We start from the raw sequence: 25,042 nt of genomic DNA, 5'->3' as shown, positions 1-25,042 counted from the left end.
TGAAGGCGGCCTTTCCCCGCCGGGGAGAGGTTAGCGGCGGGGTTCCGCGCCTGCCAACAGATGGTCTGCCATGCCGAACCTCCTTTCACGCCTTTTCGGGCGGCCGCCCGAGGAGAAGGCCTCGCGCGCCCCGCTGCCCGCCGCCGGGCACGGGGTGGCCTTCTATCTCGGCGGGCGCGCTGCCTGGACGAGCCGCGACTACCCCGCGCTCGCCCGCGAAGGCTTCCAGCGCAACGCCGTCGTGCACCGGGCGGTGCGGCTGGTCGCGGAGGCGGCGGCCGCGATCCCGCTCGACCTGATGGAGGGCGAGCGGGCCCTCGCGGCCCACCCTCTGCTCGATCTCCTGTCGCGGCCGAATCCGCGCGAGAGCGGGACCCGCTTCCTGGAGGGCCTCTATGGCCACCTCCTGGTCTCGGGGAACGCCTATCTCGAGGCCGTCGCGGTCGAGGGGCTGCCGCGCGAGCTCTATGCGCTCAGGCCCGACCGGATGCGCGTCGTGCCCGGGCCGGACGGCTGGCCGGCGGCCTACGAGTACCAGGTCGGAACGCGGACGGTGCGGTTCGACCAGACGGGCGAGGTCCCGCCCATCCTGCACCTGACGCTGTTCCACCCGCTCGACGACCATTACGGCCTCTCGCCCATGGAGGCGGCCGCCGTGCCGCTCGACATCCACAACGCCGCCGGGGCGTGGAACAAGGCTCTGCTCGACAACGCGGCGCGGCCCTCCGGCGCGCTCGTCTTCGCCGGGCCGGCCGGGGCCCAGCTGTCCGATCCGCAATTCGAGCGGCTGAAGGCTGAGCTCGAGGCCAGCTACCAGGGCGCGGCGAATGCCGGACGGCCGCTGCTGCTCGATGGGGGACTGGACTGGAAGCCGCTCTCGCTCAGCCCGAAGGACATGGATTTCGTGGAGGCGAAGAACGCGGCGGCGCGCGAGATCGCGCTCGCCTTCGGGGTGCCGCCGCTCCTTCTCGGCCTCCCGGGCGACAACACGCATGCCAACTACGCCGAGGCGAACCGGGCCTTCTATCGCCAGACCGTGATTCCGCTCGCCAAGCGGACCGCGGAGGCGGTCGCGCAATGGCTCGGACCGGCCTTCGGTCCGGACCTGCGATCCGGCGCGGGGCTCACCCTCGTGCCCGATCTCGATGCGGTCGAGGCTCTGGCGCCCGAGCGCGAGTCGCTGTGGCGGCGCGTCGGCGGGGCACCCTTCCTCTCGGAGGACGAGAAGCGCGCCGCCGTGGGCTACGGCGCGCGGGGAGGCGGATCATGAGCGCGAACGGACAGGGCTCCGACCCGACGATCCAGTTCGCCGCCCTGCAGGAGCGGGTCTACGGGCTCGGCCAGCAGTTCCTCCATTTCGAGCAGACGACCACCGCGCCTTCCAGCAGGTGGAGAGCGCCATCGCGACCCTTTCGGCGGAGGTGCGGGCCGGCGGCAAGACGCAATGGCAGACCATCGTCACCTCCGTCGGCGTGATCGTCGCGATCCTCGGGGCGCTCGGCGGGCTCGCCTATCTGCCGATCAAGAACGGCATGGGCGTGCTCGGCTCCGAGCTCCGCCTCCTGCGCGACGCGGCCGTGCCCCGGGCCGAGCAGGCCGAGCGGTGGCGCCGGACCGAGGAGGACATCAGGGCGCTGCAGGCCGATCTGCGGCGGGCGGACACCCGCTTCGTCGGCCGCTCGGAATACGAGGAAAGGTGGCGCTGTCTTGAGAACAAATAGCGAACTTGTCCGCGGCCTGGAGGTGAAGCTGCTGCCGCGCGAGCTGCGCAGCGTCGGCCAGGATGGGCTCATCGAGGGCTATGCGAGCCTCTTCGGCGTGGCGGATCTCGGCCGCGACGTGGTGGAGCGCGGCGCCTTCCGCGACAGCCTCGCCCGGCGCGGCGCGGCGGGCGTGCGGATGCTGTGGCAGCACGATCCGGCCGAGCCGGTCGGGACCTGGCTGTCCATCCGCGAGGATGCGCGCGGGCTCCTCGTGCGCGGGCGGCTCAATCTCGCGGTGCGCCGCGCCCGCGAGATCGCGGCGCTGATCGGGGAAGGCGCGCTCGACGGGCTCTCGATCGGGTTCCGCGTGATCGAGGCCGCCAAGGGCGCGGGCGGCATCCGCCGGCTCGTGAAGCTCGACCTCTGGGAGATCTCGATCGTCACCTTCCCCATGCTGCCCGGCGCGAGGCTCGGCGCGCCGAAGGGCGGGCCGCCTTTTCCCCTCCGCCTTGCCGGGAGGGGCCACGCTCCCCGCAACGGGAAGGGCACATCCCCAGGCCTCGCCCGCGCCATCCGCCGCGCCTCGGTGCGGCTGTCCCGTCCCGCAACCCCGTGAGGAACAGATGACCCTGCAATCCCCCGCACCCGAGACGAAATCCGCCGCATCCTCCGATGTCGCCGCGGCCTTCGACGACTTCGCCCGGACCTTCGACGCCTTCCGGGCTGCCAATGACGAGCGGCTCGCCGAGATCGAGACGCGGCTCTCGGCCGACGTCGTCTCGGAGGAGAAGCTCGCCCGGATCGATGCCGCGCTCGACGACGCGAAACGCCGGCTCGACCGCGTCCAGATCGAGCGGAGCCGGCCCGCGCTCGGGGCGCCCTCCGAAGCCGGGCGCGATGCCGGGCTCGCCGAGCACAAGGCCGCCTTCGATCTCTATGTCCGGGCCGGCGAGGCCTCGGGCCTGAAGCGCCTCGAGGAGAAGGCGCTCTCCGCGGGATCCGGGCCGGATGGCGGCTATCTCGTGCCGGGGACGGTCGAAAAGGAGGTGCTGACGCGGCTCGCGAATCTCTCCCCGATCCGCGCCATCTCGTCGGTCCGGACGATCTCGACCGGGCTCTACAAGCGCGCCTTCTCGACGGCAGGCCCGGCCTCGGGCTGGGTGGGCGAGACGGCATCGCGGCCGCAGACCGCCTCGCCGAACCTCGCCGAGCTCGCCTTCCCGGCCATGGAGCTCTACGCGATGCCGGCCGCGACCCAGACGCTTCTCGACGACGCAGTGGTCGATATCGATGCCTGGCTCGCGGCCGAGGTCGAGACGGTCTTCGCCGAGCAGGAAGGCCTCGCCTTCGTCCGCGGCGACGGGGTGAACAAGCCCAAGGGCTTCGTGGCGGCCCCGGCCGTCGCGGAGGCGAGCTGGAGCTGGGGCAATCTCGGCTATGTGGCGACCGGCGCCGCTGGAGCGTTCCCGGCCGAGGGCCCCGCCGACGTGCTGATCGACCTGATCTACGCGCTCAAGGCCGGCTACCGGCAGAACGCGGTCTTCGTCATGAACCGCAAGACCCAGAGCGCCATGCGGAAGTTCCGGGACGACACCGGCGCCTATATGTGGCAGCCGCCCGCAGCCGCGGGCCAGCCCGCGACCTTCATGGGCTTCCCGGTAGTCGAGGCGGAGGACATGCCGGATATCGCGGCCAACGCCTTCCCGATCGCCTTCGGCGACTTCCGCCGCGGCTACCTGGTCGTGGACCGGGCAGGCATCCGCGTGCTGCGCGACCCGTATTCCGCCAAGCCCTATGTGCTCTTCTACACGACCAAGCGGGTCGGCGGCGGCGTCCAGGACTACGCGGCGATCAAGCTCCTGAAGTTCGCGGCGAGCTGAGGACGAGCCCCCCGTCATCCTCGGGCTTGCCCGAGGATCCGGGCAGGCCGCCCGGACGCCCCGATGCTCGGCTCGTCGCCGACCATGACGGGGCGGCGCCTCAGCGCATGGACCAGTCGTAGGCGTTGCTGCGCACGCGCGGCGCCGACCAGCCGATGGTCTGCTCGCCGTTGAGCCGCTGCAGGTCCTGCGCCCGGGCGGAGATCCAGTCCTCGTGCTCGGAGACCGGCGTGACGGCCGTCAGGCCGCCGCAGGCGGTCGGCGTCGAGGAATGGAGCGCGCCCGAGGACCAGCTCACGATGCCGAGGAGCTGGTAGCCGTCGGGACCGCCGCGGACGATCGGCCCGCCGGAATCGCCGCGGCACGCGCCCGCTCCGGTCGTCTCGGCGAGCCTGCGCTGGTCGGCCACGACGACGACGCGGTTGGCCGCCTGCAGCGTCCCGAGCGAGACGAGCCGGGTGGCGCGCAGAACGCGCGCCGAGCCGCGCTTCGCCTCGGCCGCAAGCCCGAACCCGGCGAGATCGACCAGGTCGCCCTCGCCGAGCCCGGGGGAACGCGCGGGGTTCAGCGGCGTGAATTCGGGACCCAGAGGTTCGGCGAGCTTGAGGATCGCAAGGTCGATGCCCGGCTGCGTGCGCGGCGTGGTGCCCGGCACGAAGGACGGATGCAGCGCGGCCGCGACGGCCCGGATGCCGCGCTTGCGGAAGCGCCGGTCGACCGCGACGACCCGGTAGGCGGCGCGTTGCAGCACGCAATGCGCGGCCGTGAGGATCAGGTCCGGCGCGATCACCGCGCCCGAACAGAGCTCGCCCTGCGAGCTCTCGATGAGCACGACCGAGCGGCGGATGCCGTTCGGATCCTGGACGACCTTGCCGCCGGTCACCGCGGTCGCGGGGAGGGGCGCGAGCGTCAGCGCCACGGCGGAGAGACAGCCGCGAAGGAGGCGTTTCATGCGGTCCAATGTGCCTTTGACGGCCGGATTCGACAAGTGACGGACCCTAGCGCCACTCGGCCGCGCGTCCCCAGGCCGTCAGCGTGCGGTCGATCCAGCCGCGCTGCGGCCCGAGGAGGACGCCCTGGCTCATCGTGCCGCAGCCGCCCTTCCGCTCGCCCGCCGCCCAGCTCGTGACCGCCGCGACCGAGCCGGACGCGTTCGCGATCGGGCCGCCGGAATCGCCTTCGCATGCGCCCGTCCCGCGTCCCGCCGAGGCCCAGAGCAGGATCGTGCTGCGGCCATAGGGTTCCACGACCGCAAGCCCGGCCGTGCGGAAGGTACCGGTCGAACGGGCATCGCCTTCCCGGGCGACGCCGTAGCCGCCGAGCGTGACCGGCTCGCCCTTCGCCGGCGCGCCGCCCGCGAGCGCGACCGGGCCGAAACGGCCGGGCAGGTCGCCCGGCATGCGGAGCAGCGCGAGGTCGATCGAGCGCCGGCGCTCGGCGACCGCGCCGGACACATAGAGCGGATGCAGGGCCCGCGAAGCAGGCTCGACGAGGACCGGCTGCCCGTCCTCGCCGCGCCAATGGACCCGGAACTCGCCCTGGCCCGCGACGCAGTGGGCGGCCGTCAGCACCACGTCGCGGGCGACCACCACGCCCGAGCAGACGCCGCCGCGCGAGTTCAGGACCATCACCGAGGACCGGGCGAGCGGGCCTGAATTCTCGCTGCCGCCCACCACGGCCGAAGCGGGCTGAAGCCCGGTCAGGAGAAGCGCGGCCGCCGCTGCGCAGCGGCGAATCCGGCGCGGCCGATCGCTGAATTTCGGAGACATGGATGAGTCCGATACCCATCGCCGGCCCGGCCGTCGAGCCCGTGACGCTGGCCGAGGCGAAGGCCTATCTGCGCCTCGACGGCGACGACGAGGATGCGGTGGTCGCAAGCCTCGTCGCGGCGGCGCGGCAGGTCCTCGAATGCGCCACCCGCCGCGCCTTCATCGCCCAGACCTGGCGGGTGCGGCTCGACCGGTGGCCGGAGGGCCGGGTCGTGGCGCTGCCGCTCGCACCGGTCCTCGCCGTCGCGGCCGTGCGGGTGAGCCCGGGAGCCGGGCCGGCGCTCGTGCTCGATCCCGCGCTCTGGCGGCTCGAGACGGATGCCGAGCCGCCGCGCCTCGTTGCGGATCCGGCCGCCCCCGATCCCGGCATTCCTTCCGGCGGCATCGAGATCGACGCGACATACGGCTTCGGACCCGCTCCTGCGGACGTGCCCGCGCCGCTCCGCCTCGCGATCCAGCGGCTCGCCGCCCGCTGGTTCGAACGACGCGGCGACGAGGACGGCGAGGGCGTCATGCCGGCCGAGATCCTGTCGCTCGTCGCGCCCTTCCTCCGGCCGAGGATCGCGTGATGGCGCCCGCCCGCAAGCCGATCGGGTCGCGCGACCGGCGCTTCACGCTGGAGCTGCCGCTGGAGACGCCGGACGGGTTCGGCGGTGTGATCCGGACCTGGCAGCCGGGGCCGCTCGTCTGGGGCGCCATCGAGCATCTCTCGGCCAGCGAGCGCAGCCGCGCCGACAGGGCCGAGGCCGCGATCACGCACCGGGTCACGCTGCGGCACCGCGAGGGCGTGAGCGAGCGGATGCGGCTCCTGCTCGGGCCCCGGCGGTTCCGCATCCGCAGCGCTGCCGATCCGGACGGAAGCCGGCGCGAGCTGGTCTGCCTCGTGGAGGAGATCCGCCCGTGAGCTCGCCGATCCTGCCTCTCCGCTCCGCGATCCTCGCGCGCTGCGGGGCCGACGCCCCGCTCGCCGCGCTTCTGGGCGGCACCGGGGCCATCCACGACGAGCCGCCGCCCGGTGCCGAGCCGGTCTATGCGGTCTTCGGCGAGGCCGAGGCGCGCGACGCGTCGAGCTCGGCCGAGCGCGGGCACGAGCAGGATCTCGCCATCCGGATCTGGGCGAGACCCGGCAGCACCGCCTCGGCGCTGGCGGCGGCCGAACGGATGGCCGAGCTCCTCGACGACGCGAGCCTCGCCCTGACCGGGCACCGCCTCGTCGCGCTTCGCGTGACGGCGATCGAGATCGGCCGCGAGGAGCGGACGAACCTGGCGCGTGCCGTCCTCCGGCTCAGGGCCGTGACCGAGGTGACCTGACGGAGCCGCACCCCGAACCCTCTCGCTAAAGGACGAACAGATGGCCGCACAGAAGGGCAAGGACCTGCTGATCAAGCTCGAGGACGGGGCGGGCGGCTTCACCACGGTCGCGGGGCTCAGGACCCGGCAGCTCGCCTTCAACGCGGAGGCGGTCGACGTCACGAACGCCGACTCGGCCGGGCGCTGGCGCGAGCTCCTGGCCGGCGCGGGCATGCGCCGGGCCTCGATCGCGGGAGCGGGCGTGTTCCGCGACGCGGCCTCCGACGCCCGCATGCGCGCGCTCTTCTTCGACGGCGCGATCCCGACGCTCCAGGTGATCCTGCCCGATTTCGGCACCGTCGAGGGGCCGTTCCAGATCACCGGCCTCGAATACCGCGGCGACCATGCCGGCGAGGTCACCTTCGACATGGCGCTGGAATCCGCCGGCCCGCTCGTCTTCACGGCGCTCTGACATGGCCAACCGGAGACGCGGCGAGGTCGCCGCAACGCTCGGCGGCGAGCGTTACACGCTGTGCCTGACGCTCGGCGCCCTTGCCGAGCTCGAGGACGCTTTCGCGGTCGCGGATCTTGCGGCGCTGGGAGCGCGTCTCGGCTCGGGCCGGCTCTCGGCCGAGGACCTGGCCAAGCTTCTGGGCGCGGGCCTGCGCGGCGGCGGGCACGAGATCGCGGATGAATCCATCCGCGCCTGGCCTGCCGCCTGCCTGCCGGAGGTGGCGAGCGCCGTGGCCGAACTCCTCGCCGCGACCTTCGGGGAGGGCGGCGAAAACCCTCGGGAGCCGCAGGCGGACTGAGCGGCGCGGCGGAGCCCTTTCCCTGGGACGAGGTGCTCCATCTCGCGCTTTCCCGCCTGCGGTGGAGTCCCGACGCGCTCTGGCGGGCGACGCCGCGCGAGCTGGCCCTGGCGCTCGCTCCGCCGGCACGGACCGCGCTCGAGCGACCGGGCCTCGACGTATTGATGAGGATGTTTCCCGACAGGTGAGGAAGAATTGTCGTGGCTATGTTAGACGACACCGAGACTATGCTCGCGGGCAATGCACGCCAGCTCGAGACACTGGACCGCCTCTCCCGGAGCTTCGGGCAGTCGCTCGCCGGCGCGCTTTCGGCCGGCGCCACGAGCGGCAAGCAGCTCGGGAGCGTGCTCGACGGCATCGGCGCGAAGCTCGCCGGCGCCCTCGGCCGGAGCGCCGTCTCGACGCTGCAGACGACGCTGACGGGAGCGCTGCAGGGCGCCGCCCGCGCTCTGACCGAGGCGGCATCCTCCTTCAGCTTCGGCGGGAACCTGTTCCCCTTCGCCAGGGGCGGTGCGCTATCCGGCGGCTTGGTCGTCCCCTTCGCGTCGGGCGGCGTCGTCGCCTCCCCGAGCTATTTTCCGCTCGGCCGCGGGCTCGGCCTCATGGGCGAGGCGGGCGCGGAGGCCGTGATGCCGCTCGCGCGCGGCCCGGACGGCAGGCTCGGCGTGCGCGCGGGCCCGGCGGCGGCCGCGAGCGTGACCGTGAACATCGCCACGCCCGATATCGACAGCTTCCGCCGCTCCGAGGCCCAGGTCTCGGCGGCGCTCGCCCGGGCCGTCGCGCGCGGCCGCCGGGCATCGTGAGGGCCGCATGCCTGCCGACTTCCATGAGGTCCGCTTTCCGCTCGACGTCGCTCTCGGCTCGCGCGGTGGGCCGGTGCGCCGGACGGAGATCGTGACGCTCGCCTCGGGCCGCGAGCACCGGAACGGGCGCTGGGCGGATTCGCGCCGCCGCTACGATGCCGGGCTCGGCGTCCGGACGGTCGATGCGCTCCACGCCGTTCTCGCCTTCTTCGAGGAGAGGCGCGGGCGGCTCCACGGCTTCCGCTTCCATGACCGGGTCGATTGCAAGTCCTGCGCGCCTTCGGGCGTGCCGAGCCCGACGGACGTGCGGATCGGGACCGGCGACGGCACGAGAGCGATATTCCAGCTCGTCAAACGATATGGCTCGGGCTTCTCTCCATACGAGCGCGCGATCAGAAAGCCCGTCGCGGGGAGCGTGCGGATCGCGGTCGCCGGGTCCGAGCTGGCGCTCGGCGCCGGGGTCGCCTGCGACGCGACGACCGGGCTCGTGACCTTCGCGGCGCCGCCCGCCGCGGGCGCGCCGGTCACGGCGGGCTTCGCCTTCGACGTGCCCGTTCGCTTCGACGCCGACGAGCTCGAATTCGACCTCTCCGCCTTCGCGGCGGGCGCGATCCCGTCGATCCCGCTCGTCGAGATCATCCCCTGAGGCCTCGCCGATGCGCACCATACCGCCCGCGCTCGCCGCGCATCTCGGCGAGGGCGCGACCACGCTCTGCCGCGCCTGGCGCCTCACGCGCCGCGACGGCGCGGTTTTCGGCTTCACCGACCACGATCGCGATCTCGCCTTCGACGGCACCACATTCGCGGCGCGGACCGGACTCGAGGCCGCGGAGGCGGGCGCCGAGCTCGGCTTCGCAATCGGGGGCGGGGAGGTCGCTGGCGCCCTCGTCTCCGCCGGGCTGACCGAGGCCGACATCCTGGCCGGGCGCTACGACGACGCGAAAGTCGAGACCTGGATCGTGAACTGGGCCGCTCCCGAGGCGCGGCTCCTGACGGACATGTTCTCGATCGGGGAGATCCGGCGCGAGGACGGCGCCTTCGTGGCGGAGCTGCGCGGGCCGATGCACCGCCTCGACGAGGAGCGCGGGCTGACCTACCGCGCGACCTGTTCGGCCGATCTGGGCGACGGGCGCTGCCGGGTCGACCTGTCCTCGGCCGCCTACACGGCCGAGGCTGCCGTGGAGACCACGGACGGCGCTCTGAGCCTCGCGGCGGGCGCTCTCGCCGCTTATGCGGCGGACTGGTTCACGGCCGGGCGCCTCGTCTGGCTCTCGGGCGCGAATGCCGGCGACGCCGTCGAGGTGAAGGCGCATCGGGTCGTCGGGAGCCGGGCGGAGCTCGACCTGTGGCGGCGCATGCCGGCCGCGGTCTCGCCCGGCGACGCGTTCCGCGTCTCGGCCGGCTGCGACAAGCGGCTGTCGACCTGCCGGGGCAAGTTCGACAACGTCATCAACCATCGCGGTTTCCCGCACATGCCGGGCAACGACTTCGTCCTGAAGGTCGCGACCGCCGGTACGGGCGTCTTCGACGGCGGGAGCCTGTTCAGATGAAGCGGGCGGAGATCGTCCTGGCCGCGCGGGGCTGGATCGGCACTCCCTACCGGCATCAGGCATCGCTGAAGGGCGTGGGCTGCGACTGCCTCGGCCTGCTCCGCGGCCTTTGGCGCGAAACGGTCGGCGCCGAGCCGGAAAGGGCGCCGCCCTATTCGCGGGACTGGGCGGAGGCGTCCGGCCGCGAGGCCCTGCTGGGGGCGGCGGGCCGGTACCTCGTGCCGGTCCGGGGGCGCTGCTGGCAGGCGGGCGACGTCCTCTTCTTCCGCTGGCGAAACCACCTGCCGGCGAAGCACTGCGCGATCGCGACGGGCGAGGGCACGATGGTCCATGCGCATGACGGCGCGTCGGTCGCGGAGGTCGCGATCGCGCCCTGGTGGGACCGCCATCTCGCGGCGATCTTCTCCTTCCCCGGAGCCGAGCCATGACGACGCTGGTTCTCCAGGCCGCCGACGCGGCGATCGGCGGGCTGGTCAATGCCGGCACAAGCTATCTCGGCGGGCTGCTCGCTGGTGCGATCGCGGGGGGCGGCGGGCGCAGCACGACCCGCGTGGTGGAGGGCCCGCGCCTCACCGAGATGAACGGGCTCGCCTCGACCGAGGGCGCCCCCATCCCGCGCGTCTACGGCCGCTCGAGGATCGGCGGACAGCTCATCTGGGCGACGCGGTTCGAGGAGGTGGCGAACACGGCGACCGAGCGCCAGACGAGTCGCGGCGGCAAGAGCCTCGGCTCCTCCCGGCGCGCGACCACGACCGTGACGACGACCTACGCGTATCACGCGAATCTTGCGGTCGGGCTCTGCGAGGGGCCGATCGCCTTCGTCCGCCGGATCTGGGCGGATGGGCGCGAGATCGACCAGACCGCGCTCGCGATGCGGGTGCATCGCGGCACGGAGGACCAGCTTCCCGACCCGCTGATCGTGGCCAAGGAGGGCGCGGAGAACGCGCCGGCCTATCGCGGCCTCGCCTATGTGGTCTTCGAGAGGCTGCCCCTCGCCGAGTTCGGGAACCGCGTTCCGCAACTGACCTTCGAGGTCGTGCGGCCGATGGACGGGCTGCGGCAGATGATCCGCTCCGTCTGCCTGATCCCGGGCGCGGGCGAGTTCGCCTACGAGACGGTTCCGACCCGGCGCGAGCTCGGGCTCGGACACTCGGCGCCGGAGAACGCGCACCAGTTCCAGCAGGCGACGGATGTCGCGGCGTCGCTCGACCAGGTTCAGGCGCTCTGCCCGAACCTGGAGCATGTCTCGCTCGTGGTCTCGTGGTTCGGCGACGACCTGCGGGCCGGCCATTGCACGATCGCGCCCCGGATCGAGACGGCGGACAAGACGACCTCCGGGACGGAATGGAGCGTCGCGGGCCTCGTCCGGACGGAGGCGCGCGCCGTGAGCCAGGCCGGGGGCCGCCCCGCCTATGGCGGCACGCCGTCCGACGCGAGCGTCGTCCGGCTCATCGAGGACCTGAAGGGGCGGGGGCTCGCGGTCACGCTCTACCCCTTCGTCATGATGGATGTGCCGCCCGGGAACGACCTGCCCGACCCGCGGACCGGCGAGGCCGGGCAGCCTCCCTATCCCTGGCGCGGGCGGATCACCTGCGCGCCCGCCCCCGGCCGGCCGGGCAGCGTCGACCTGACCCCGGCGGCGGCGGAGCAGGTCGAGACCTTCTTCGGTCCACCGGAGGGGTGGGGCCTGCGCCGCCTCGTCCGCCACTATGCCGACCTCGCGGCAGAGGCGGGAGGCGTGGACGGGTTCGTGATCGGCTCCGAGCTCGTCGGCCTGACGCGGGTGCGCTCCGCGCCGGGCGCCTACCCGGCCGTCGGCCAGCTTCGCGCGCTCGCCGGCGAGGTGCGCGACAGGCTCGGGCCCGCGACCCGCATCACCTATGCGGCGGACTGGACGGAATACGGCGCGCATGTCCTCGATGGCGGCGCCGAAGTCCGCTTCCCACTCGACCCGCTCTGGGCCGATCCGGCGATCGATGCGGTCGGGATCGACCACTACGCGCCGCTCTCCGACTGGCGCGACGGGCCGGCGAACGCCGACTCGGCGCTCGCCCGCAGCGTCTACGATCGCGACTATCTGCGGTCCCGCCTCCATGCCGGCGAGGGCTTCGACTGGTTCTACGCCGGCGATGCGGACCGCCTCGCGCAGGCGAGGATGCCGATCACCGACGGCGCCTACGGCAAGCCCTGGACCTTCCGGCCGAAGGATTTCGGGGGCTGGTGGAGCAATCCGCATGTCGAGCGGGTCGATGGGGGCGAAACCGCGCCGACGTCATGGCTGCCGATGTCGAAGCCGATCTGGCTCACCGAGATCGGCGTTCCGGCCGTCGACAAGGGGCCGAACGGGCCGAACGTCTTCCCCGATCCGAAATCGATCGAAGCGGCCGTCCCGCCCTTTTCCAGCGGCGCACGCGACGACCTCGTGCAGGTGCGGGCCCTTGAGGCGATGCTCTCCGGCTTCGATCCGGCGCTGCCGGGCCATTCCGGCGGCAACCCGGTCTCGCCATTCTATGGCGGGCGCATGATCGACCCGGCTCGCGTGTCGGTCTGGGCCTGGGACGCGCGCCCCTTCCCGGCCTTCCCGGATCTCGACCTCGTCTGGGCGGATGGCCAGAACTGGCAGGCCGGGCACTGGATCACCGGCCGGATCGAGGGCGTCCCCCTCGACCGGCTCGTCCAGGCGATCATGACGGAGTACGGCCTCGACCCCGGGCCGGACCTCCCGCTCGACGGCTTCGTGGACGGCTACGTGCTCGACCGGCCGATGTCGGCCCGCCAGGCGCTCGAGCCCTTGGCCGAGCTCTTCGGCTTCGATGCGGTCGCGAGCGGCGGCGCGATCCGCTGGAAGGGCAGGGGCGGCAGGGCCGAGGCGGCCGTCGCCGCGGCCGAGCTTTCGGAGCTGGACAAGGAACCGCTCCTCTCCCGCCTGCGGGCACAGGAAACGGAACTCCCGGTCTCGGTCGAGCTCGGCTTCACGGATGGCGAAGGCGAGTATGGTCGGGCGGCGGCAGGGTCCCGCCGGCTTGCAGGAACGAGCCGCCGCGAGATCCGCGTCGAGGCAGCGCTCGTGACGCGTCGGGCGGAGGCGCAGCGCCTCGCCGACATCCGGCTCCAGGACGAATGGGCCGGCCGGGAGACCGCCCGCTTCGCGCTCTCGCCGCGGCGGCTCGATCTCGAGCCGGGCGACATCGTGGAGCTCGAGGGACAGGCCGGCGCGGTGCTCCACCGTGTGGTGCGGATCGCGGACGGCCCGGTGCGCCGGGTCGAAACGCGCGAGGTCGATCCCGCGGTATTCGCCGTCACGGCGCGGTCCGTATCCTCGCCGCCGCGGCGTTCGCAGCCGCCCCCCATTGCGGGCAGGCCCGCGGCGTTGCTGCTCGACCTGCCGGCGGCCGGCGGGGAACCGACGCCGCTCCAGCATCTCGCGGTCGCGGCCGAGCCCTGGCCGGGCGCGGCTGCGGTCTGGCGGTCTCTCGATGGCGGCGCCAGCTTCTCGCTCCACGGCGTGGCCGAGCTGCCGGCCGTGATCGGCCGGACGCTCGCCCCCGTGCCGCCCGGTCCGGTCTGGCTGTTCGATCGCGGGACCACGATCGATGCCGAGTTCTCGGCGGCCGCGCTGAGCTCCGTCGGCGAGGCGCGGGCGCTCGGCTCTGAGAGCCTTTTCGCACTGCGCGGGCCGGAGGGCGCCTGGGAGGTCATCTCGGCGGCCTTCGCCGAGATGACCGGCCCCAGGCGCTACCGTCTCTCGGGCCTGCTCCGCGGGCTCGGGGGAACCGAGCGCCTGGCGCTCCGGACGGTTCCCGCCGGCGCCCCCATCGTCCGGCTCGACGAGGCGCTCCTGCCCGTCGCGCTCCACCCGGGCGATCTCGGGAGAGGCTGCCTCTACCGGGTCGGCCCGGCCGGCCGGGATCACGGGGATCCGAGCTGCGTCCAGCTCGCCGCGACCGCCGGCGGAACGGCGCTCGCTCCGTTCGCGCCTGTGCATCTGCGCGCCCGGCGCGAGCCGGAGGGCGTCCGGATCAGCTGGATCCGGCGCACGCGGCAGGGCGGCGACAATTGGGAGCTCGCCGAGGTGCCGCTAGCGGAGGAGCGCGAGGCGTACCGGCTGGAGGTCATGAGCGGCGCGGCGGTGCTGCGCGGGATCGAGGCATCAACAACCTCGGCGCTCTACGCGGCGAGCGACGAGATCGCCGATTTCGGCGCGGCGCAGGCCACGCTGTCCGTCCGCGTCGCACAGGTGAGCGCCGCAATCGGGCCGGGCTTTGCGGCCGAGGCCGTCCTTCCGATCCACTGAGCCGGGAACGATCATGTCCGAAACGCCCAATCTGGGCCTGCCGCTGCTCGCGGCGGCGCAGGCGCAGAAGCACGTCACTCACAACGAGGCGCTGCTCGCGCTCGATGCCCTCGTCCATTGCGCCGTCCTCGACCGCGACCTTTCCGCGCCGCCCGCCTCGCCCGCCGAGGGCGACCGCTATCTCGTCCCTGCCGCGCCGGGCGGCGCCTGGGCCGGCCATGCCGGCGAGATCGCGGCGTTCTCGGCGGGAGCATGGGCCTTCCACGCGCCGCAGCCCGGCTTCCTCTGCTTCGCCGCGGACGAAGCCGTGCTCCTCGTCTTCGATGGGGCCGCCTGGGCGCCGGCCGTTCCGGCGGCGCTGCAGAACCTTGCCCGGCTCGGGATCGGCACGAGCGCGGATGCCGCGAACCCGTTCTCGGCCAAGCTCAACAAGGCCCTCTGGACCGCGCTCGGCACCGGCGAGGGCGGGACGGGCGACCTGCGCTGCACGCTGAACAAGGAGGCGGCCTCGCAGGTGCTGTCGGTCCTGTTCCAGAGCGGCTATTCCGGTCGGGCGGAGCTGGGCCTCGTCGGCGACGACGATCTCCAGCTCAAGACCTCGGCCGACGGCACCGCCTGGAGCGAGGCGATGCGGGTGAAGGCCGACGGGAAGGTCGGGATCGGGACCTCCGCGCCTTCCGAGCGGCTTACCGTCGCCGGCAACATCGCTCCGGCGAGCGACAATGCGCATTCACTCGGGACGGGAACGCGCCGGTTCTCCGCGATCTATGCCGCGACCGGCACGGTCAGCACCTCCGACATGCGCCAGAAGCGCGAGGTCGAGCCGCTCGATCCCGGTCTGGCGCTCGATCTGCTCCGGGAGGCGCCGCCGATCGCCTTCGGCTGGAGGTCGGGAGAGAGCGGCCGCCATTTCGGCTGGAATGCTCAGGCCTGGCTCGCTGCGCTCGGTGCCAGGGTGGGAGAGGCGGGCCTCGTCGTCCGCCTCGCGCCGGACCGCCCGGACGGCGAGCTCGGCCTGCGGCCGGACCAGGTCACGGCGCTCCTCCATGCGGCCGTGCTGGAGCTTTCGGCCGGAATGACGCGCCTCGCCGCGAGGGTCGCGGCTCTCGAGGCAGACGCTACCTGACCTGCCAGGAGCGTGGCCACCAGCCGCTCTGCTCGGCCGCGACGACAAGGACGATCACCGCGAGCGTAGCCGCGATGATGACCGGCCAGCGCGACAGCGGCATGCCGCGTCCCACCAGGAAGAGCACGGCCAGAAGCGCGACGAGGGAGACGATCCAGGTCATCCCTGGAGCCTAGCCCAGCTCCTGCGACCCGACCAGCCGGCGCTGCCGGCATGAGCCATCACGACCCGGAGGAACCATGGCGGCGGACACATTCGACCGGGCGCTCGCGCTCGTCCTCGAGCTGGAAGGCGGCTTCGCGAACCATCCGAACGACCCCGGCGGGGCGACGAATCTCGGGATCACCCGCGCCACGCTGGCCAAGGCGCGGGGGCGGCCCGTGACGGTCGCCGAGGTCAAGGCTCTGACTCGTGCGGAAGCGGGCTCGATCTACCGCCGGCTCTACTGGAAGGCCGTTCGCGGAGACGAGCTTCCGGCCGGGCTCGACCTGGCGGTCTTCGACTTCGCCGTGAATTCCGGCCCCGGACGCGCCATCCGGACGCTGCAGACGGTGCTCGGCACGGCTCCCGACGGCAGGATCGGTCCCGTCACGCTGGCAGCGGCGCGCGCCGCCGTGCCGTCCTACGCCATCCGGGCGCTCACCCGCGAGCGGCTGCGCTTCCTGCGCACGCTCTCGACCTGGCCGGTCTTCGGGCGCGGCTGGACCTCGCGCACCACCCGGGTCGAGGCGGCGGCGCTCGCCGCCGCTGCGCGAGCTCCCGCCGGCCCCATCGCCGCGATCGCAGATTTGCAACCGAGAGAGGAGAACCAGACCATGACCGACACAAAGAGCATGCTGGCCAGCCGGACCGTCTGGGCAAACGTCGTCGGCCTCGGCTCGCTCGCCCTCGGCGCGCTCGGGGTGCAGACGGGAAGCCTGGATCAGAGCGGCCTCGCCGAAGCTCTGTCCCAGATCGTGGCGGGCCTGAGCTTCCTCGCCTCGACCTATTTCCGGCTCCGCGCCACCAGCCAGATCGCGCCCACCGCGAAGTGAGCCGGCCGCATTCACGGTGAGTTCAGGGGCGCGGCGCGAGCCTTCGTCATGCGCCGCGCCCTCATCGGCACGATCCTCGCCGCTCTCGGCTCCCCGTCCGCCCGGGCCGCCGACCGGGCTGCCGAGCCGCCTTGCCTGTCGCCGGGCGACACGGTGGAGGTCGTGGCCGCGCACGAGGTCGTCGCTCCGAGCGAGGCGCTCGTGCATGTGCGCCGGGCCGTGCCCGATTCCGAGATTCTCCGGGCGTCCCTCTGCCGCGAGCCCGACGCGCTCGTATATCGTATAGTTCTGCTGACCAGAGATGGCCGGGTCGTACGGGTGACGGTCGACGCGCCCTCCGGCAAGGTCAAGACAGTCCACTGATCCCGAAGGCCCCCGTGCGTCTCCTCCTCGTCGAAGACGATCGCAACCTGAACCGGCAAGTGGCGGCTGCGCTGAGCGATGCCGGCTACGCGGTCGACAAGGCCTATGACGGCGAGGAAGGACAGTTCCTCGGCGAAACCGAGCCCTACGACGCTGTCATCCTGGACCTCGGGCTGCCGGGGATCGACGGCGTCTCCGTTCTGACGAACTGGCGCCGGGCCGGGCGCAAGATGCCGGTCCTGATCCTGACGGCGCGCGACCGCTGGAGCGACAAGGTCCAGGGCTTCGATGCGGGGGCGGACGATTATGTGGCAAAGCCCTTCCACATGGAGGAGCTGCTCGCCCGCATCCGCGCGCTGCTCCGCCGCTCCACCGGTCACGCGACGAGCGAGCTCGTGGCGGGCTCCGTGCGGCTGGACACCCGGTCCGGCCGCGTCAGCGTGAACGGCACGCCCGTGAAGCTCACCTCGCACGAATACCGGCTGCTGTCCTACCTCATGCACCATTCCGGCCGCATCGTCTCGCGCGGAGAGCTGACCGAGCATCTCTACGACCAGGATTTCGACCGCGACTCGAACACGATCGAGGTCTTCGTCGGCCGGCTGCGCAAGAAGCTCGGGGTCGATCTGATCCAGACGGTGCGCGGCCTCGGATATCTCGTCGAAGCCGGACCGAAGGCCGAAGCCTGAGAGGGTGCGCATCATGCGGCGCCTTCTTGCCGGCCGCTCGATCGCCGTCCGCCTCGCGGCCTCCTCGCTGTTCTGGAGCTCGCTCATCCTTCTCATCGCGGGCCTGATCCTGTCGGCCGTGTACCGGCAGGCGACGGAACGTGCCTTCGACGAGCGGCTGCTCGTCTATGCCAACGACCTCGCGGCCGATCTCGTCGGCCCGGGAGACCAGGAGCCGCAGCGGGGGCTCGGCAGCCTCGGCGATCCCCGCTTCGATATCCCGCTGTCCGGCTGGTACTGGCAGGTCGGCCGCCTCGACGCGAAGCCCCGGGACGTGAAGGCCTCGCGCTCGCTTCTCGGCAACCCGCTTCCCACGCTCGCGGAGGCGTCGCCCGACCGCCGCTTCGGCCAGATCCGGAAGGATTATGCGGCCGGTCCGGAGGGCCGCATGCTGCGGATGCTCGAACGCGACATCGATCTCGGCGAGGATGGGCGCTTCGTCGTCCGCCTCGCGGGTCCGGCGGACGAGATATCGGATGCACAGCGCCGCTTCGTGATGGCGCTCGTCATCACCTTCCTTCTCCTCGGCGGCGCGCTCGGGCTGTCGACGCTCTTCCAGATCCGTTTCGGCCTGAAGCCGCTCCTCGATCTTCGCGCCGCCGTTGGATCGATCCGGCGTGGACATTCGGAGCGGATCGCCGGCGACTATCCGAGCGACATCGCCCCGCTCGCGGAGGAGCTGAACCTCCTGCTCGACGCGAATCGCGAGATTCTGGAGCGCGCCCGCACGCAGGTCGGCAATCTCGCCCACGCGCTGAAGACGCCGCTCAGCGTCATCATCAACGAGGCGAGCGAGCCGACTCCCGAACTCTCCGCGCGCGTCCGCGAGCAGGCTGCGATCATGCGCGACCAGATGGACTATTACCTCAATCGGGCGCGCGCGGCGGCTCTGGCCGGAACGCTCGGCGCGGTGACGGAGGTCGGCCCGGTCCTGGAGGCGCTGGCCCGCACCTTCGGCAAGATCTACCGGGAGAAGGACCTCTCCGTCTCGGTGGAAGCCGTCGAGGGGCTCCGGTTCCGCGGCGAGCGCCAGGACCTGGAGGAGATGGCCGGGAACCTCGTCGACAATGCCTGCAAATGGGCCGAAGCGCGCGTCGCCATCCGGGCCGGGCTCGGCGAGGACAAGGCGCGGCCGGTCCTGCGCATCACGGTCGACGACGACGGTCCGGGCCTTCCCCCGGAGGCGCGCGCGGAAGCCATGCGGCGCGGCCGCCGGCTCGACGAGACGAAGCCGGGGTCGGGGCTTGGCCTTTCGATCGTGGCGGAGCTCGCCGCGATCTATGGCGGGAAGCTGGAACTCGGGCCGTCCCCGCTCGGCGGGACGCGGGCGGAGATCACGGTGGCCGGGGACATGGTGGCGTGACGCGCGGGGCTGCGACGGCGCGCTCATGCAGGCCGCAAACCCGTTCCCACGCTAGGTTCCGATGCGCTAAGGGCTATTACGTGTGGCCACGTGCCACCTTCGGCTCGTTTTTCCTGGCGCGTATGTGAAGCCATGCTCCTTTGGGTCGTCATGGCGCTGATGACGGGGGCCGCCGTCATGGCGGTGCTCTGGCCGCTCTCCCGCCGGATCTCCGGCGCGGAGAGCGAGGCTCGTGGCGACGTCGAGTTCTACCGCGACCAGATGGCCGAGATCGACCGCGAGATGGAGCGTGGGCTGATTTCCGCCGATCAGGCCAAGGCCGCCAAGGCCGAGGCGGGCCGCCGTCTGCTGAGGGCGCATGCCGAGGGAGGGCCGGCGATCTCCGCGACTGGCGAGCCCGCTCTGCGCCGGCGCCGCGCCGCCGCGGCCTTCAGCCTGTCCATCGTTCCCCTGATCGGACTCGCCGTATACGGCGTGCTCGGCTCGCCGCAGATCTCATCCCGCATCGATGCGGAGGCCGCGCGCGCCGAGGTCGTCCGGGATTTCGCCGGGGCTCTCGCGAAGATCGAGGCCCATCTTGCGGCCAACCCGGAGGATGGGCGCGGCTGGGACGTCATCGCGCCCGTCTATCTCGGGGCCGGCCGGTACGAGGATGCCGCACGGGCCTATGCGGCGGCGCGGCGCCTGCAGGGCGAAAGCGTCGACCGGCTGACCGGACACGGTGAAGCTCTCGTTGGCGCCGCCGGGGGCGTGGTCTCGGCCGAGGCCGCCGCGATCTTCGCCGAGGCGCGCAGGCTCGATCCGACCTCCGCGAAGGCCCGCTTCTACGCGGCGCTCTCCGCCGAGCAGGACGGCGATGCGGCCCAGGCCATGGTCGAGTACCGGCGCATGATCGCCGAGGCGCCCGCCCAGGCGCCGTGGGTGCCGATCGTGCAGGCGCGCCTCGGACGGCTCGAAACCCGCGAGGCGAAGCCTGTCGCCGGGCCCCAGCCTGCCTCCCCCGAAATTCTCGCCATGGTGGAGGGGCTCGATTCCCGCCTCGCGCGCCACGGTGGCACCGAGCCCGAATGGGCGCGGCTCGTGCGATCCTTCGTCGTGCTGGGCCGCCCGGACGAGGCGCGCGACAGGCTCGCCAAGGCAAAATCGGCCCTCGCCGCAGACGCCCAGGCGGTCGCGAGCCTCGACCGGCTCGGCCAGGATCTCGGCCTGCCGACCCGGGAGGCCGGGCGATGACCCGCAAGGGCCGCCGGCTCGCCATCATCGGCACCGCGGGCGTGGTGCTCGCCGGTGCGCTCGGCCTCGCGCTGAACGCCATGCGGGACACGATCGTGTTCTTCCGCTCGCCGAGCGAGGTGGCCTCGACCGCCCTGCCGCCCGGCACGCGTTTTCGCCTCGGCGGACTGGTGGATGCAGGCTCCGTGAAGCGCGGCACCGATCAGGTCGTCGAGTTCAAGGTGGGAGACGGCGCGGCGAGCGTGCCGGTCCGCTACAAGGGATTGCTGCCGGATCTCTTTCGCGAGGGGCAGGGCGTGGTGACGGAGGGCGTGCTGAGCCCGAGCGGCGTCTTCGTGGCCGACACCGTGCTCGCCCGCCACGACGAGACCTACATGCCGCGCGAGGTCGCCGATGCGCTGAAGGCGCAGGGCGTCTGGCAGGGCGGCCCGCAGCAGCAATCGGCCACGCGCTGACGCCGCATGATCGTCGAAGCCGGTCATTACGCGCTCGCCCTGGCGCTCGGCCTCTCCGTCCTGCAAGGCGTGATCCCGTTCTGGGGCGCCCGCGCCAACGATCCCGTCCTGATGGGTTCGGCCGCGCCGGCCGCGATCGGGGTCGCCGGCCTCGTCGGCTTCGCCTTCGTGGCGCTTCTCGTCGCCTATGTGACGTCCGACTTCACCGTCCTGAACGTGGTGGAGAACTCCCATTCGGCGAAGCCGATGATCTACAAGATCACGGGCGTCTGGGGGAACCACGAAGGCTCGATGCTTCTCTGGGTGCTGATCCTCGCGCTCTTCGGCGCGATGGTGGCCGTGAGCCCCAATCTCCCAGCCCGGCTTAAGACGAACGCCCTCTCGGTCCAGGCCGCGATCACCGTCGCCTTTCTCGTCTTCATCCTGTTCAGCTCGAACCCCTTCACCCGGGCGAATCCGGCGCCGGCGGAGGGCAACGACCTCAATCCCATCCTCCAGGATATCGGCCTCGCCATCCATCCGCCGCTCCTCTATTTCGGCTATGTCGGCTTCTCGATGACCTTCGCGCTCGCCATGGCGGCGCTGATCGAGGGGCGGGTGGATGCGGTCTGGGCGCGGGCGGCGCGTCCCTGGGTGCTGCTCGCCTGGAGCTTCCTCACGCTCGGCATCTCGATGGGCTCCTACTGGGCCTATTACGAGCTCGGCTGGGGCGGGTTCTGGTTCTGGGATCCGGTCGAGAACGCTTCGCTCCTGCCATGGCTCGCCGGCACCGCGCTCCTCCATTCCGTCGTGGTGATGGAGAAGCGCGAGGCGCTCAAGGTCTGGACCATCCTGCTCGCGATCCTGACCTTCTCGCTTTCGCTGCTCGGCACATTCCTGGTCCGCTCCGGCGTCCTCACCTCCGTGCACGCCTTCGCGGTCGACCCGGCGCGCGGCGTCTTCATCCTGGCGATCCTGGCCATCTTCATCGGCGGCTCGCTCGCGATCTTCGCTTGGCGCGCGCCGCTGCTCCGCGCGGGCGGCATCTTCGCCCCCATCTCCCGCGAGGGCGCGCTCATCCTGAACAACCTCCTCCTGGCGAGCGCCTGCGCGACCGTCCTCCTCGGCACGCTCTATCCGCTCGCGCTGGAGGCCCTTACGGGCGAGAAGATCTCGGTCGGGGCGCCTTACTACAACCTGACCTTCCTGCCGCTCGTCCTGCCTCTGTTCCTCGTCCTTCCCTTCGGGCAGGCGCTGGCCTGGAAGCGCGGCGATCTCTACGCCGCCGCCCAGCGCCTCGCGGTTCTGCTGGCCGTTGCGATCCTGGTCGCCCTCGGGTTGGTGGCGGCGACGTCCGGTGGGCCGGTCCTCGCGCCGCTCGCGGTCGGGCTCGGCGTCTTTCTCGTGCTCTCGGGCGGAGGCGAGATCTGGTTCCGCTCGCATGCGCGCGGCCGCCCGCTCCTCGCGAGCCTCCGCCGCGCTGCGGGCCTCCCCCGAGCGGCCTGGGGCAGCGCCCTCGCCCATGCCGGGCTGGGCGTCACGATCATCGGTATCGCAGCCCAGGCCTGGAGCGCGGAGACCATCGTCACCGCGCGTCCCGGGACGCAGGCGAATGTGGGCCGCTATACGGCGCGGCTCGACAGCATGAAGCCGCGGACGGGGCCGAACTACACCGAACAGGTGGCGACATTGACGCTCTGGCGCGGCGGGCAGCCCGTCGGAACCGTCGAATCCGCCAAGCGCTTCTACCCGGCGCGCGGCATGCCGACGACCGAGGCCGGCATCCTCACCCGCGGCTTCGACCAAGTCTATGTCAGCGTCGGCGAGATCGGCACGGACGGATCCGTCGGCCTGAGGCTCTACGACAAGCCGCTGGTTCTCCTGATCTGGATCGGCTCGCTCTTCATGGCGGCAGGCGGGGCGCTCTCGCTCACCGACAGGCGCCTCCGGGTGGGCGTACCCGTGCGCGCCCGGGCGGCCGCCCCGCTCGGGGCCGCTGCCGGGAAGCCGGCATGATCCGAGCCCCGCTTGTCTTCGCCGCCGCCCTCGCCGTCGCGGCCGCCGCCTCCGGCCCGGTCTCCGCAGTCGCCCCCGACGAGATCCTGCCGGACCGGCAGCTCGAGAGCCGGGCGCGCGAGATATCCGCGGAACTGCGCTGCCTGGTCTGCCAGAACCAGTCCATCGACGACTCGGACGCGCCGCTCGCCCGAGATCTGCGCGTCCTGGTGCGCGATCGCCTGAAGGCGGGAGACAGCGACGAGCAGGTCCGGGCCTTCGTCGTCCAGCGCTACGGCGAGTTCGTCCTCTTGCGCCCCGTGATGGCCTGGCACACGGCCATCCTCTGGGCCGGACCTGCGCTCGTGCTCGCCCTCGCCGTGCTCGGGGTGGTCCGGGCGCGCAGGCGCAAGCCCGCCACGAGCGATGCCCCGCTCACGCCCGACGAGGAAGAGCGCATCCGGGCGATCGGCGGGCCGTGATCGTCAGGCCGCATCGGCGGCGGGGATCTCGGGATGGGCCTGGAGCCCGAGCATGCGATCGATCTCCTCGCGCGGCACGGGCCGGGAGAAGAGATAGCCCTGGAGCTGGTGGCAGCCGAGCGCCTGCAGGAAGCGGTGCTGCTCCTTCGTCTCCACGCCTTCGGCCGTAACGATCAGACCGAGCGCGCGACCGAGATGCACGATCGAGTGGACGAGGATCGCCGATTCGCCCGTCGCCTCCATGCTCTCCAGGAAGGAGCGGTCGATCTTGATCTTGTCGAACGCGAAGCGGCGCAGGTAGATCAGGCTCGAATAGCCGGTGCCGAAATCGTCCAGCGCGAGGTGGACGCCGAGCGCGCGCAGATCGATCATGGCCGCCTCGGCCGCGTCGGCGTCGCCGACCACCACTCCCTCGGTGAGCTCGAGCTCGAGCCGCGAGGGCTCGAACCCGGTCTCCTCCAACACGCGCATCACGCTCTCGACGAAGCCGCGATGGCGGAACTGGATCGGCGAGACGTTCACGGCCACGCGCAGGTTCGGCCAGCGCTTCCCGTCCTCGCAGGCCCGTCGCAGCACCCACTCGCCGAGCGGGATGACGAGGCCCCGCTCCTCCGCGATCGCGATGAATTCGGTCGGGCTGATCAGGCCTCGCTCGGGATGCGGCCAGCGGACCAGGGCCTCGAGGCCGACGATCCTTGTCCCGTCCGCCGAGAAGAGCGGCTGGTAGTAGAGGACGAGCTGATCCTCCTTGATGGCCCGGCGCAGATCGTCCTCGACCATTTTCCGCATCCGCAGGGTCTCGTCCATGCGGCTCTGGAAGAAGCTCATCCGGTTCCGGCCCTCGCTCTTGGCATGGTAGAGCGCTGTATCCGCGAGCTTCATCAGGCTTTCGCGATCGCGCGCGTGGTCCGGCGCGACGGCCACCCCGATCGAGGCCCCGACCGTCACCTGCGTATGCGCGACCGCGAAGGGGCGGGTCAGGAGGTCCAGGATGCGCCGGCAGAGCGCCTCCACCTCCTCGAAGGAGGCGACCTGGGTCTGGATGATGGCGAATTCGTCGCCGCCGAGCCGGGCGAGCGTATCGCGTTCCGGCAGGATGTTGAGGAGCCGGCCGGCGACGAGGCGGATGAGCTCGTCGCCGGCCTGGTGGCCATAGGCGTCGTTCACGTCCTTGAACCGGTCGAGGTCGATGAACATCACCGCGAGCCCGGGCTCGCCTTCGGCGACCTTGGCGAGCTCGCGGTCGAGCCGCTCGTTGAACAGCATGCGATTGGCGAGGCCGGAAAGCGGATCGCGGCCGAGCAGCTCCTTGGAGATCGCATCGGTCTCGGCCAGGTTCTTCGTCGTCTTGTGGAAATGGAGGGCGACGGCGCCGAAGAGCAGCGCCGCGAAGCCAAGCCCGATCGTGAGGAGAGGCAGAAGGCGGCCACGCATGACGTCGCCGGGCCGCTCCGGGTCCCAGACGATGTAGCTGGCGGTTTCTCCGCGCCCGTCGAGGAGGGGAAGGACGGCTTCGTCGCCCGACGACGGACCCGCCCGCGAGGCTGGCACGACCTTCAGGTTCTTCAGGCCGTGGATCGCGCCCATCCGGTTGAGGATGGGGCCGTCCAGTCTCTTCCAGGCGAGAACGAGATCGTTCGCGTGCGGAGACGCGATGAGACGGATGTCTCCGATCCGTGCGGACAGGACGGCGAAGACGGCTTCGCCGTCGCTCAGCAGCCGCGCTTCGATCGCTTGGCGGACCGGATCGACCGTGGCATTTGGTTCGCCGTCCCGATCGAGATCCGTCGTGGTTCCGCGCAGCGACAGCCCCCCCGCGACGAGCTTCTGGACGCGGTCGAGGGTCAAGGGGTCCCTGGCCGGGCTGTTGTAGAAGCCGGAGGGAGACAGCATTGCCGCATCGTCGAAGCCGCGGAACGTGACCGCCGCCGGATCGAGCCCGAAAGTCGGGTCGGCGCCCTCGATCGGGAGCCGGGCCAGAAACCCGGCGAACTCGTCGCGGAGCGACTCGAGGCGCTGGTCGAGGCCGGCGCCGAGCCGGGCCCGCTGGCCGTCGATGGCCACGAGGTCGGCGTTCTGGCTGGTCCAGAGGAAGGTCACGACCACCATGGTGAGGGTCGCCACGAACAGCACGCCCGTCGGCCAGAGGAGACGCGACAAGAGGGCGCTGTGCGAACGGGCGA

General features: G+C 72.1%; 28 protein-coding genes. 24 read left to right on the top strand and 4 right to left on the bottom strand.

The genetic code is table 11. The features are described from left to right. The first annotated feature begins 70 nt into the window (after positions 1-70). From HJG44_RS09705 to HJG44_RS09690, 4 genes are all read left to right on the top strand, one after another. A complete protein-coding gene (locus HJG44_RS09705) occupies positions 71-1,270 on the top strand; it encodes a phage portal protein (protein ID WP_171218110.1) in 1,200 nt (399 codons plus the stop codon). Between the two features lie 118 nt (positions 1,271-1,388). Next, positions 1,389-1,721, top strand: coding sequence for a hypothetical protein (locus HJG44_RS09700; RefSeq protein WP_171218109.1), 333 nt, complete (start codon positions 1,389-1,391; stop codon positions 1,719-1,721). A gap of 43 nt (positions 1,722-1,764) precedes the next feature. Further along, entirely contained in the window at positions 1,765-2,319 is a 555-nt protein-coding gene (locus HJG44_RS09695; RefSeq protein ID WP_246736168.1) for an HK97 family phage prohead protease, read from the top strand. Positions 2,320-2,326: 7 nt separating this feature from the next. Next, a complete protein-coding gene (locus tag HJG44_RS09690) occupies positions 2,327-3,583 on the top strand; it encodes a phage major capsid protein (protein ID WP_171218108.1) in 1,257 nt (418 codons plus the stop codon). Positions 3,584-3,683: 100 nt separating this feature from the next. Here HJG44_RS09690 and HJG44_RS09685 read toward each other — a convergent pair whose 3' ends face one another. Both HJG44_RS09685 and HJG44_RS09680 read right to left on the bottom strand, forming a co-directional pair. Beyond that, complete coding sequence (locus HJG44_RS09685; RefSeq protein WP_171218107.1) at positions 3,684-4,535, bottom strand: S1 family peptidase; 852 nt, start codon at positions 4,533-4,535, stop codon at positions 3,684-3,686. Between the two features lie 46 nt (positions 4,536-4,581). Further along, a complete protein-coding gene (locus tag HJG44_RS09680; protein ID WP_171218106.1) occupies positions 4,582-5,352 on the bottom strand; it encodes a S1 family peptidase in 771 nt (256 codons plus the stop codon). Between the two features lie 2 nt (positions 5,353-5,354). Here HJG44_RS09680 and HJG44_RS09675 point away from each other — a divergent pair, with 2 nt between their 5' ends. From HJG44_RS09675 to HJG44_RS09620, 12 genes are read left to right on the top strand one after another with little or no spacing between them, the layout of a single operon-like run. Then, entirely contained in the window at positions 5,355-5,921 is a 567-nt protein-coding gene (locus HJG44_RS09675; protein ID WP_171218105.1) for a head-tail connector protein, read from the top strand. Beyond that, positions 5,921-6,256 (top strand): phage head closure protein, encoded by a 336-nt coding sequence (locus HJG44_RS09670; RefSeq protein WP_171218104.1) that lies wholly within the window; start codon positions 5,921-5,923, stop codon positions 6,254-6,256. Before HJG44_RS09675 ends, HJG44_RS09670 begins: the two co-directional genes overlap by 1 nt. Next, on the top strand, positions 6,253-6,663 hold the full coding sequence (locus tag HJG44_RS09665; RefSeq protein WP_171218103.1) for a tail completion protein gp17: 411 nt from the start codon (positions 6,253-6,255) through the stop codon (positions 6,661-6,663). The genes HJG44_RS09670 and HJG44_RS09665 overlap by 4 nt, the downstream gene beginning before the upstream one ends. Before the next feature lie 40 nt (positions 6,664-6,703). Continuing rightward, positions 6,704-7,114, top strand: a complete 411-nt coding sequence (locus HJG44_RS09660) for a phage major tail protein, TP901-1 family (protein ID WP_171218102.1) — start codon at positions 6,704-6,706, stop codon at positions 7,112-7,114. Between the two features lies 1 nt (position 7,115). Then, positions 7,116-7,454 (top strand): gene transfer agent family protein, encoded by a 339-nt coding sequence (locus tag HJG44_RS09655; RefSeq protein WP_171218101.1) that lies wholly within the window; start codon positions 7,116-7,118, stop codon positions 7,452-7,454. Then, a complete protein-coding gene (locus HJG44_RS24190) occupies positions 7,337-7,642 on the top strand; it encodes a rcc01693 family protein (RefSeq protein WP_346767137.1) in 306 nt (101 codons plus the stop codon). The genes HJG44_RS09655 and HJG44_RS24190 overlap by 118 nt, the downstream gene beginning before the upstream one ends. 18 nt (positions 7,643-7,660) lie before the next feature. Further along, a complete protein-coding gene (locus HJG44_RS09645; protein ID WP_171218224.1) occupies positions 7,661-8,257 on the top strand; it encodes a phage tail tape measure protein in 597 nt (198 codons plus the stop codon). Between the two features lie 7 nt (positions 8,258-8,264). Beyond that, positions 8,265-8,903, top strand: coding sequence for a DUF2460 domain-containing protein (locus HJG44_RS09640; protein WP_171218100.1), 639 nt, complete (start codon positions 8,265-8,267; stop codon positions 8,901-8,903). A gap of 10 nt (positions 8,904-8,913) precedes the next feature. Next, the gene (locus HJG44_RS09635; protein WP_171218099.1) at positions 8,914-9,807 is read left to right on the top strand and encodes a DUF2163 domain-containing protein; all 894 of its coding nucleotides are present in this window, start codon (positions 8,914-8,916) and stop codon (positions 9,805-9,807) included. Further along, positions 9,804-10,235 (top strand): NlpC/P60 family protein, encoded by a 432-nt coding sequence (locus tag HJG44_RS09630; protein WP_171218098.1) that lies wholly within the window; start codon positions 9,804-9,806, stop codon positions 10,233-10,235. Before HJG44_RS09635 ends, HJG44_RS09630 begins: the two co-directional genes overlap by 4 nt. Beyond that, positions 10,232-14,101, top strand: coding sequence for a baseplate multidomain protein megatron (locus tag HJG44_RS09625; protein ID WP_171218097.1), 3,870 nt, complete (start codon positions 10,232-10,234; stop codon positions 14,099-14,101). Before HJG44_RS09630 ends, HJG44_RS09625 begins: the two co-directional genes overlap by 4 nt. A 13-nt stretch (positions 14,102-14,114) precedes the next feature. Continuing rightward, positions 14,115-15,227: a DUF2793 domain-containing protein gene (locus HJG44_RS09620; protein ID WP_210260994.1), complete on the top strand. Its 1,113-nt coding sequence runs from the start codon at positions 14,115-14,117 to the stop codon at positions 15,225-15,227. Here the strand turns inward: HJG44_RS09620 and HJG44_RS09615 are convergent. Next, on the bottom strand, positions 15,220-15,390 hold the full coding sequence (locus HJG44_RS09615) for a hypothetical protein (protein ID WP_171218096.1): 171 nt from the start codon (positions 15,388-15,390) through the stop codon (positions 15,220-15,222). The two genes, HJG44_RS09620 and HJG44_RS09615, sit on opposite strands and share 8 nt — an antisense overlap. 76 nt (positions 15,391-15,466) lie before the next feature. On the opposite strand from HJG44_RS09615, the gene HJG44_RS09610 reads away from it, so the two are divergent. The 8 genes from HJG44_RS09610 to HJG44_RS09575 all read left to right on the top strand — a co-directional run bounded on the left by HJG44_RS09610 (position 15,467) and on the right by HJG44_RS09575 (position 22,859). Beyond that, the gene (locus HJG44_RS09610; RefSeq protein ID WP_171218095.1) at positions 15,467-16,261 is read left to right on the top strand and encodes a glycoside hydrolase family 108 protein; all 795 of its coding nucleotides are present in this window, start codon (positions 15,467-15,469) and stop codon (positions 16,259-16,261) included. A gap of 48 nt (positions 16,262-16,309) precedes the next feature. After that, positions 16,310-16,624 (top strand): PepSY domain-containing protein, encoded by a 315-nt coding sequence (locus HJG44_RS09605; RefSeq protein ID WP_171218094.1) that lies wholly within the window; start codon positions 16,310-16,312, stop codon positions 16,622-16,624. Positions 16,625-16,638: 14 nt separating this feature from the next. Beyond that, complete coding sequence (locus HJG44_RS09600) at positions 16,639-17,313, top strand: response regulator (RefSeq protein ID WP_171218093.1); 675 nt, start codon at positions 16,639-16,641, stop codon at positions 17,311-17,313. A 13-nt stretch (positions 17,314-17,326) separates the two neighbouring features. Beyond that, on the top strand, positions 17,327-18,715 hold the full coding sequence (locus tag HJG44_RS09595) for an ATP-binding protein (protein ID WP_171218092.1): 1,389 nt from the start codon (positions 17,327-17,329) through the stop codon (positions 18,713-18,715). A 132-nt stretch (positions 18,716-18,847) separates the two neighbouring features. Then, positions 18,848-19,948 (top strand): c-type cytochrome biogenesis protein CcmI, encoded by a 1,101-nt coding sequence (gene ccmI, locus HJG44_RS09590; protein WP_171218091.1) that lies wholly within the window; start codon positions 18,848-18,850, stop codon positions 19,946-19,948. Beyond that, positions 19,945-20,403 carry a cytochrome c maturation protein CcmE gene (gene ccmE / locus HJG44_RS09585; RefSeq protein ID WP_171218090.1) on the top strand — a complete coding sequence of 153 codons (459 nt, stop codon included), beginning with the start codon at positions 19,945-19,947 and terminating at the stop codon, positions 20,401-20,403. Before ccmI ends, ccmE begins: the two co-directional genes overlap by 4 nt. A gap of 6 nt (positions 20,404-20,409) precedes the next feature. Then, entirely contained in the window at positions 20,410-22,398 is a 1,989-nt protein-coding gene (locus tag HJG44_RS09580; RefSeq protein WP_171218089.1) for a heme lyase CcmF/NrfE family subunit, read from the top strand. Beyond that, positions 22,395-22,859 carry a cytochrome c-type biogenesis protein gene (locus tag HJG44_RS09575; RefSeq protein ID WP_171218088.1) on the top strand — a complete coding sequence of 155 codons (465 nt, stop codon included), beginning with the start codon at positions 22,395-22,397 and terminating at the stop codon, positions 22,857-22,859. The genes HJG44_RS09580 and HJG44_RS09575 overlap by 4 nt, the downstream gene beginning before the upstream one ends. A gap of 3 nt (positions 22,860-22,862) precedes the next feature. Here HJG44_RS09575 and HJG44_RS09570 read toward each other — a convergent pair whose 3' ends face one another. Next, entirely contained in the window at positions 22,863-25,019 is a 2,157-nt protein-coding gene (locus HJG44_RS09570; protein WP_171218087.1) for a putative bifunctional diguanylate cyclase/phosphodiesterase, read from the bottom strand. Between the last annotated feature and the right edge of the window lie 23 nt (positions 25,020-25,042).

This window comes from Enterovirga aerilata, assembly GCF_013044135.1.
In the GTDB taxonomy this organism is placed as follows: Bacteria; Pseudomonadota; Alphaproteobacteria; order Rhizobiales; family Beijerinckiaceae; genus Enterovirga; species Enterovirga aerilata.
This window is presented reverse-complemented; position numbering and strand designations above follow the sequence as displayed.

Bases quoted from the DNA above. Each gene is read 5' to 3' on its own strand.
- HJG44_RS09660 (WP_171218102.1), top strand. From the start codon at position 6,704: ATGGCCGCACAGAAGGGCAAGGACCTGCTGATCAAGCTCGAGGACGGG.
- HJG44_RS09690 (WP_171218108.1), top strand. From the start codon at position 2,327: ATGACCCTGCAATCCCCCGCACCCGAGACGAAATCCGCCGCATCCTCC.
- HJG44_RS09615 (WP_171218096.1), bottom strand. From the start codon at position 15,390: ATGACCTGGATCGTCTCCCTCGTCGCGCTTCTGGCCGTGCTCTTCCTG.
- HJG44_RS09705 (WP_171218110.1), top strand. From the start codon at position 71: ATGCCGAACCTCCTTTCACGCCTTTTCGGGCGGCCGCCCGAGGAGAAG.
- HJG44_RS09675 (WP_171218105.1), top strand. From the start codon at position 5,355: ATGAGTCCGATACCCATCGCCGGCCCGGCCGTCGAGCCCGTGACGCTG.
- HJG44_RS09670 (WP_171218104.1), top strand. From the start codon at position 5,921: ATGGCGCCCGCCCGCAAGCCGATCGGGTCGCGCGACCGGCGCTTCACG.
- HJG44_RS09620 (WP_210260994.1), top strand. From the start codon at position 14,115: ATGTCCGAAACGCCCAATCTGGGCCTGCCGCTGCTCGCGGCGGCGCAG.
- HJG44_RS09640 (WP_171218100.1), top strand. From the start codon at position 8,265: ATGCCTGCCGACTTCCATGAGGTCCGCTTTCCGCTCGACGTCGCTCTC.
- HJG44_RS09630 (WP_171218098.1), top strand. From the start codon at position 9,804: ATGAAGCGGGCGGAGATCGTCCTGGCCGCGCGGGGCTGGATCGGCACT.
- HJG44_RS09625 (WP_171218097.1), top strand. From the start codon at position 10,232: ATGACGACGCTGGTTCTCCAGGCCGCCGACGCGGCGATCGGCGGGCTG.
- ccmI (WP_171218091.1), top strand. From the start codon at position 18,848: ATGCTCCTTTGGGTCGTCATGGCGCTGATGACGGGGGCCGCCGTCATG.
- HJG44_RS09580 (WP_171218089.1), top strand. From the start codon at position 20,410: ATGATCGTCGAAGCCGGTCATTACGCGCTCGCCCTGGCGCTCGGCCTC.
- HJG44_RS09685 (WP_171218107.1), bottom strand. From the start codon at position 4,535: ATGAAACGCCTCCTTCGCGGCTGTCTCTCCGCCGTGGCGCTGACGCTC.
- HJG44_RS09655 (WP_171218101.1), top strand. From the start codon at position 7,116: ATGGCCAACCGGAGACGCGGCGAGGTCGCCGCAACGCTCGGCGGCGAG.
- ccmE (WP_171218090.1), top strand. From the start codon at position 19,945: ATGACCCGCAAGGGCCGCCGGCTCGCCATCATCGGCACCGCGGGCGTG.
- HJG44_RS09680 (WP_171218106.1), bottom strand. From the start codon at position 5,352: ATGTCTCCGAAATTCAGCGATCGGCCGCGCCGGATTCGCCGCTGCGCA.
- HJG44_RS09605 (WP_171218094.1), top strand. From the start codon at position 16,310: ATGCGCCGCGCCCTCATCGGCACGATCCTCGCCGCTCTCGGCTCCCCG.
- HJG44_RS09610 (WP_171218095.1), top strand. From the start codon at position 15,467: ATGGCGGCGGACACATTCGACCGGGCGCTCGCGCTCGTCCTCGAGCTG.
- HJG44_RS09635 (WP_171218099.1), top strand. From the start codon at position 8,914: ATGCGCACCATACCGCCCGCGCTCGCCGCGCATCTCGGCGAGGGCGCG.
- HJG44_RS09645 (WP_171218224.1), top strand. From the start codon at position 7,661: ATGTTAGACGACACCGAGACTATGCTCGCGGGCAATGCACGCCAGCTC.
- HJG44_RS09595 (WP_171218092.1), top strand. From the start codon at position 17,327: ATGCGGCGCCTTCTTGCCGGCCGCTCGATCGCCGTCCGCCTCGCGGCC.
- HJG44_RS09575 (WP_171218088.1), top strand. From the start codon at position 22,395: ATGATCCGAGCCCCGCTTGTCTTCGCCGCCGCCCTCGCCGTCGCGGCC.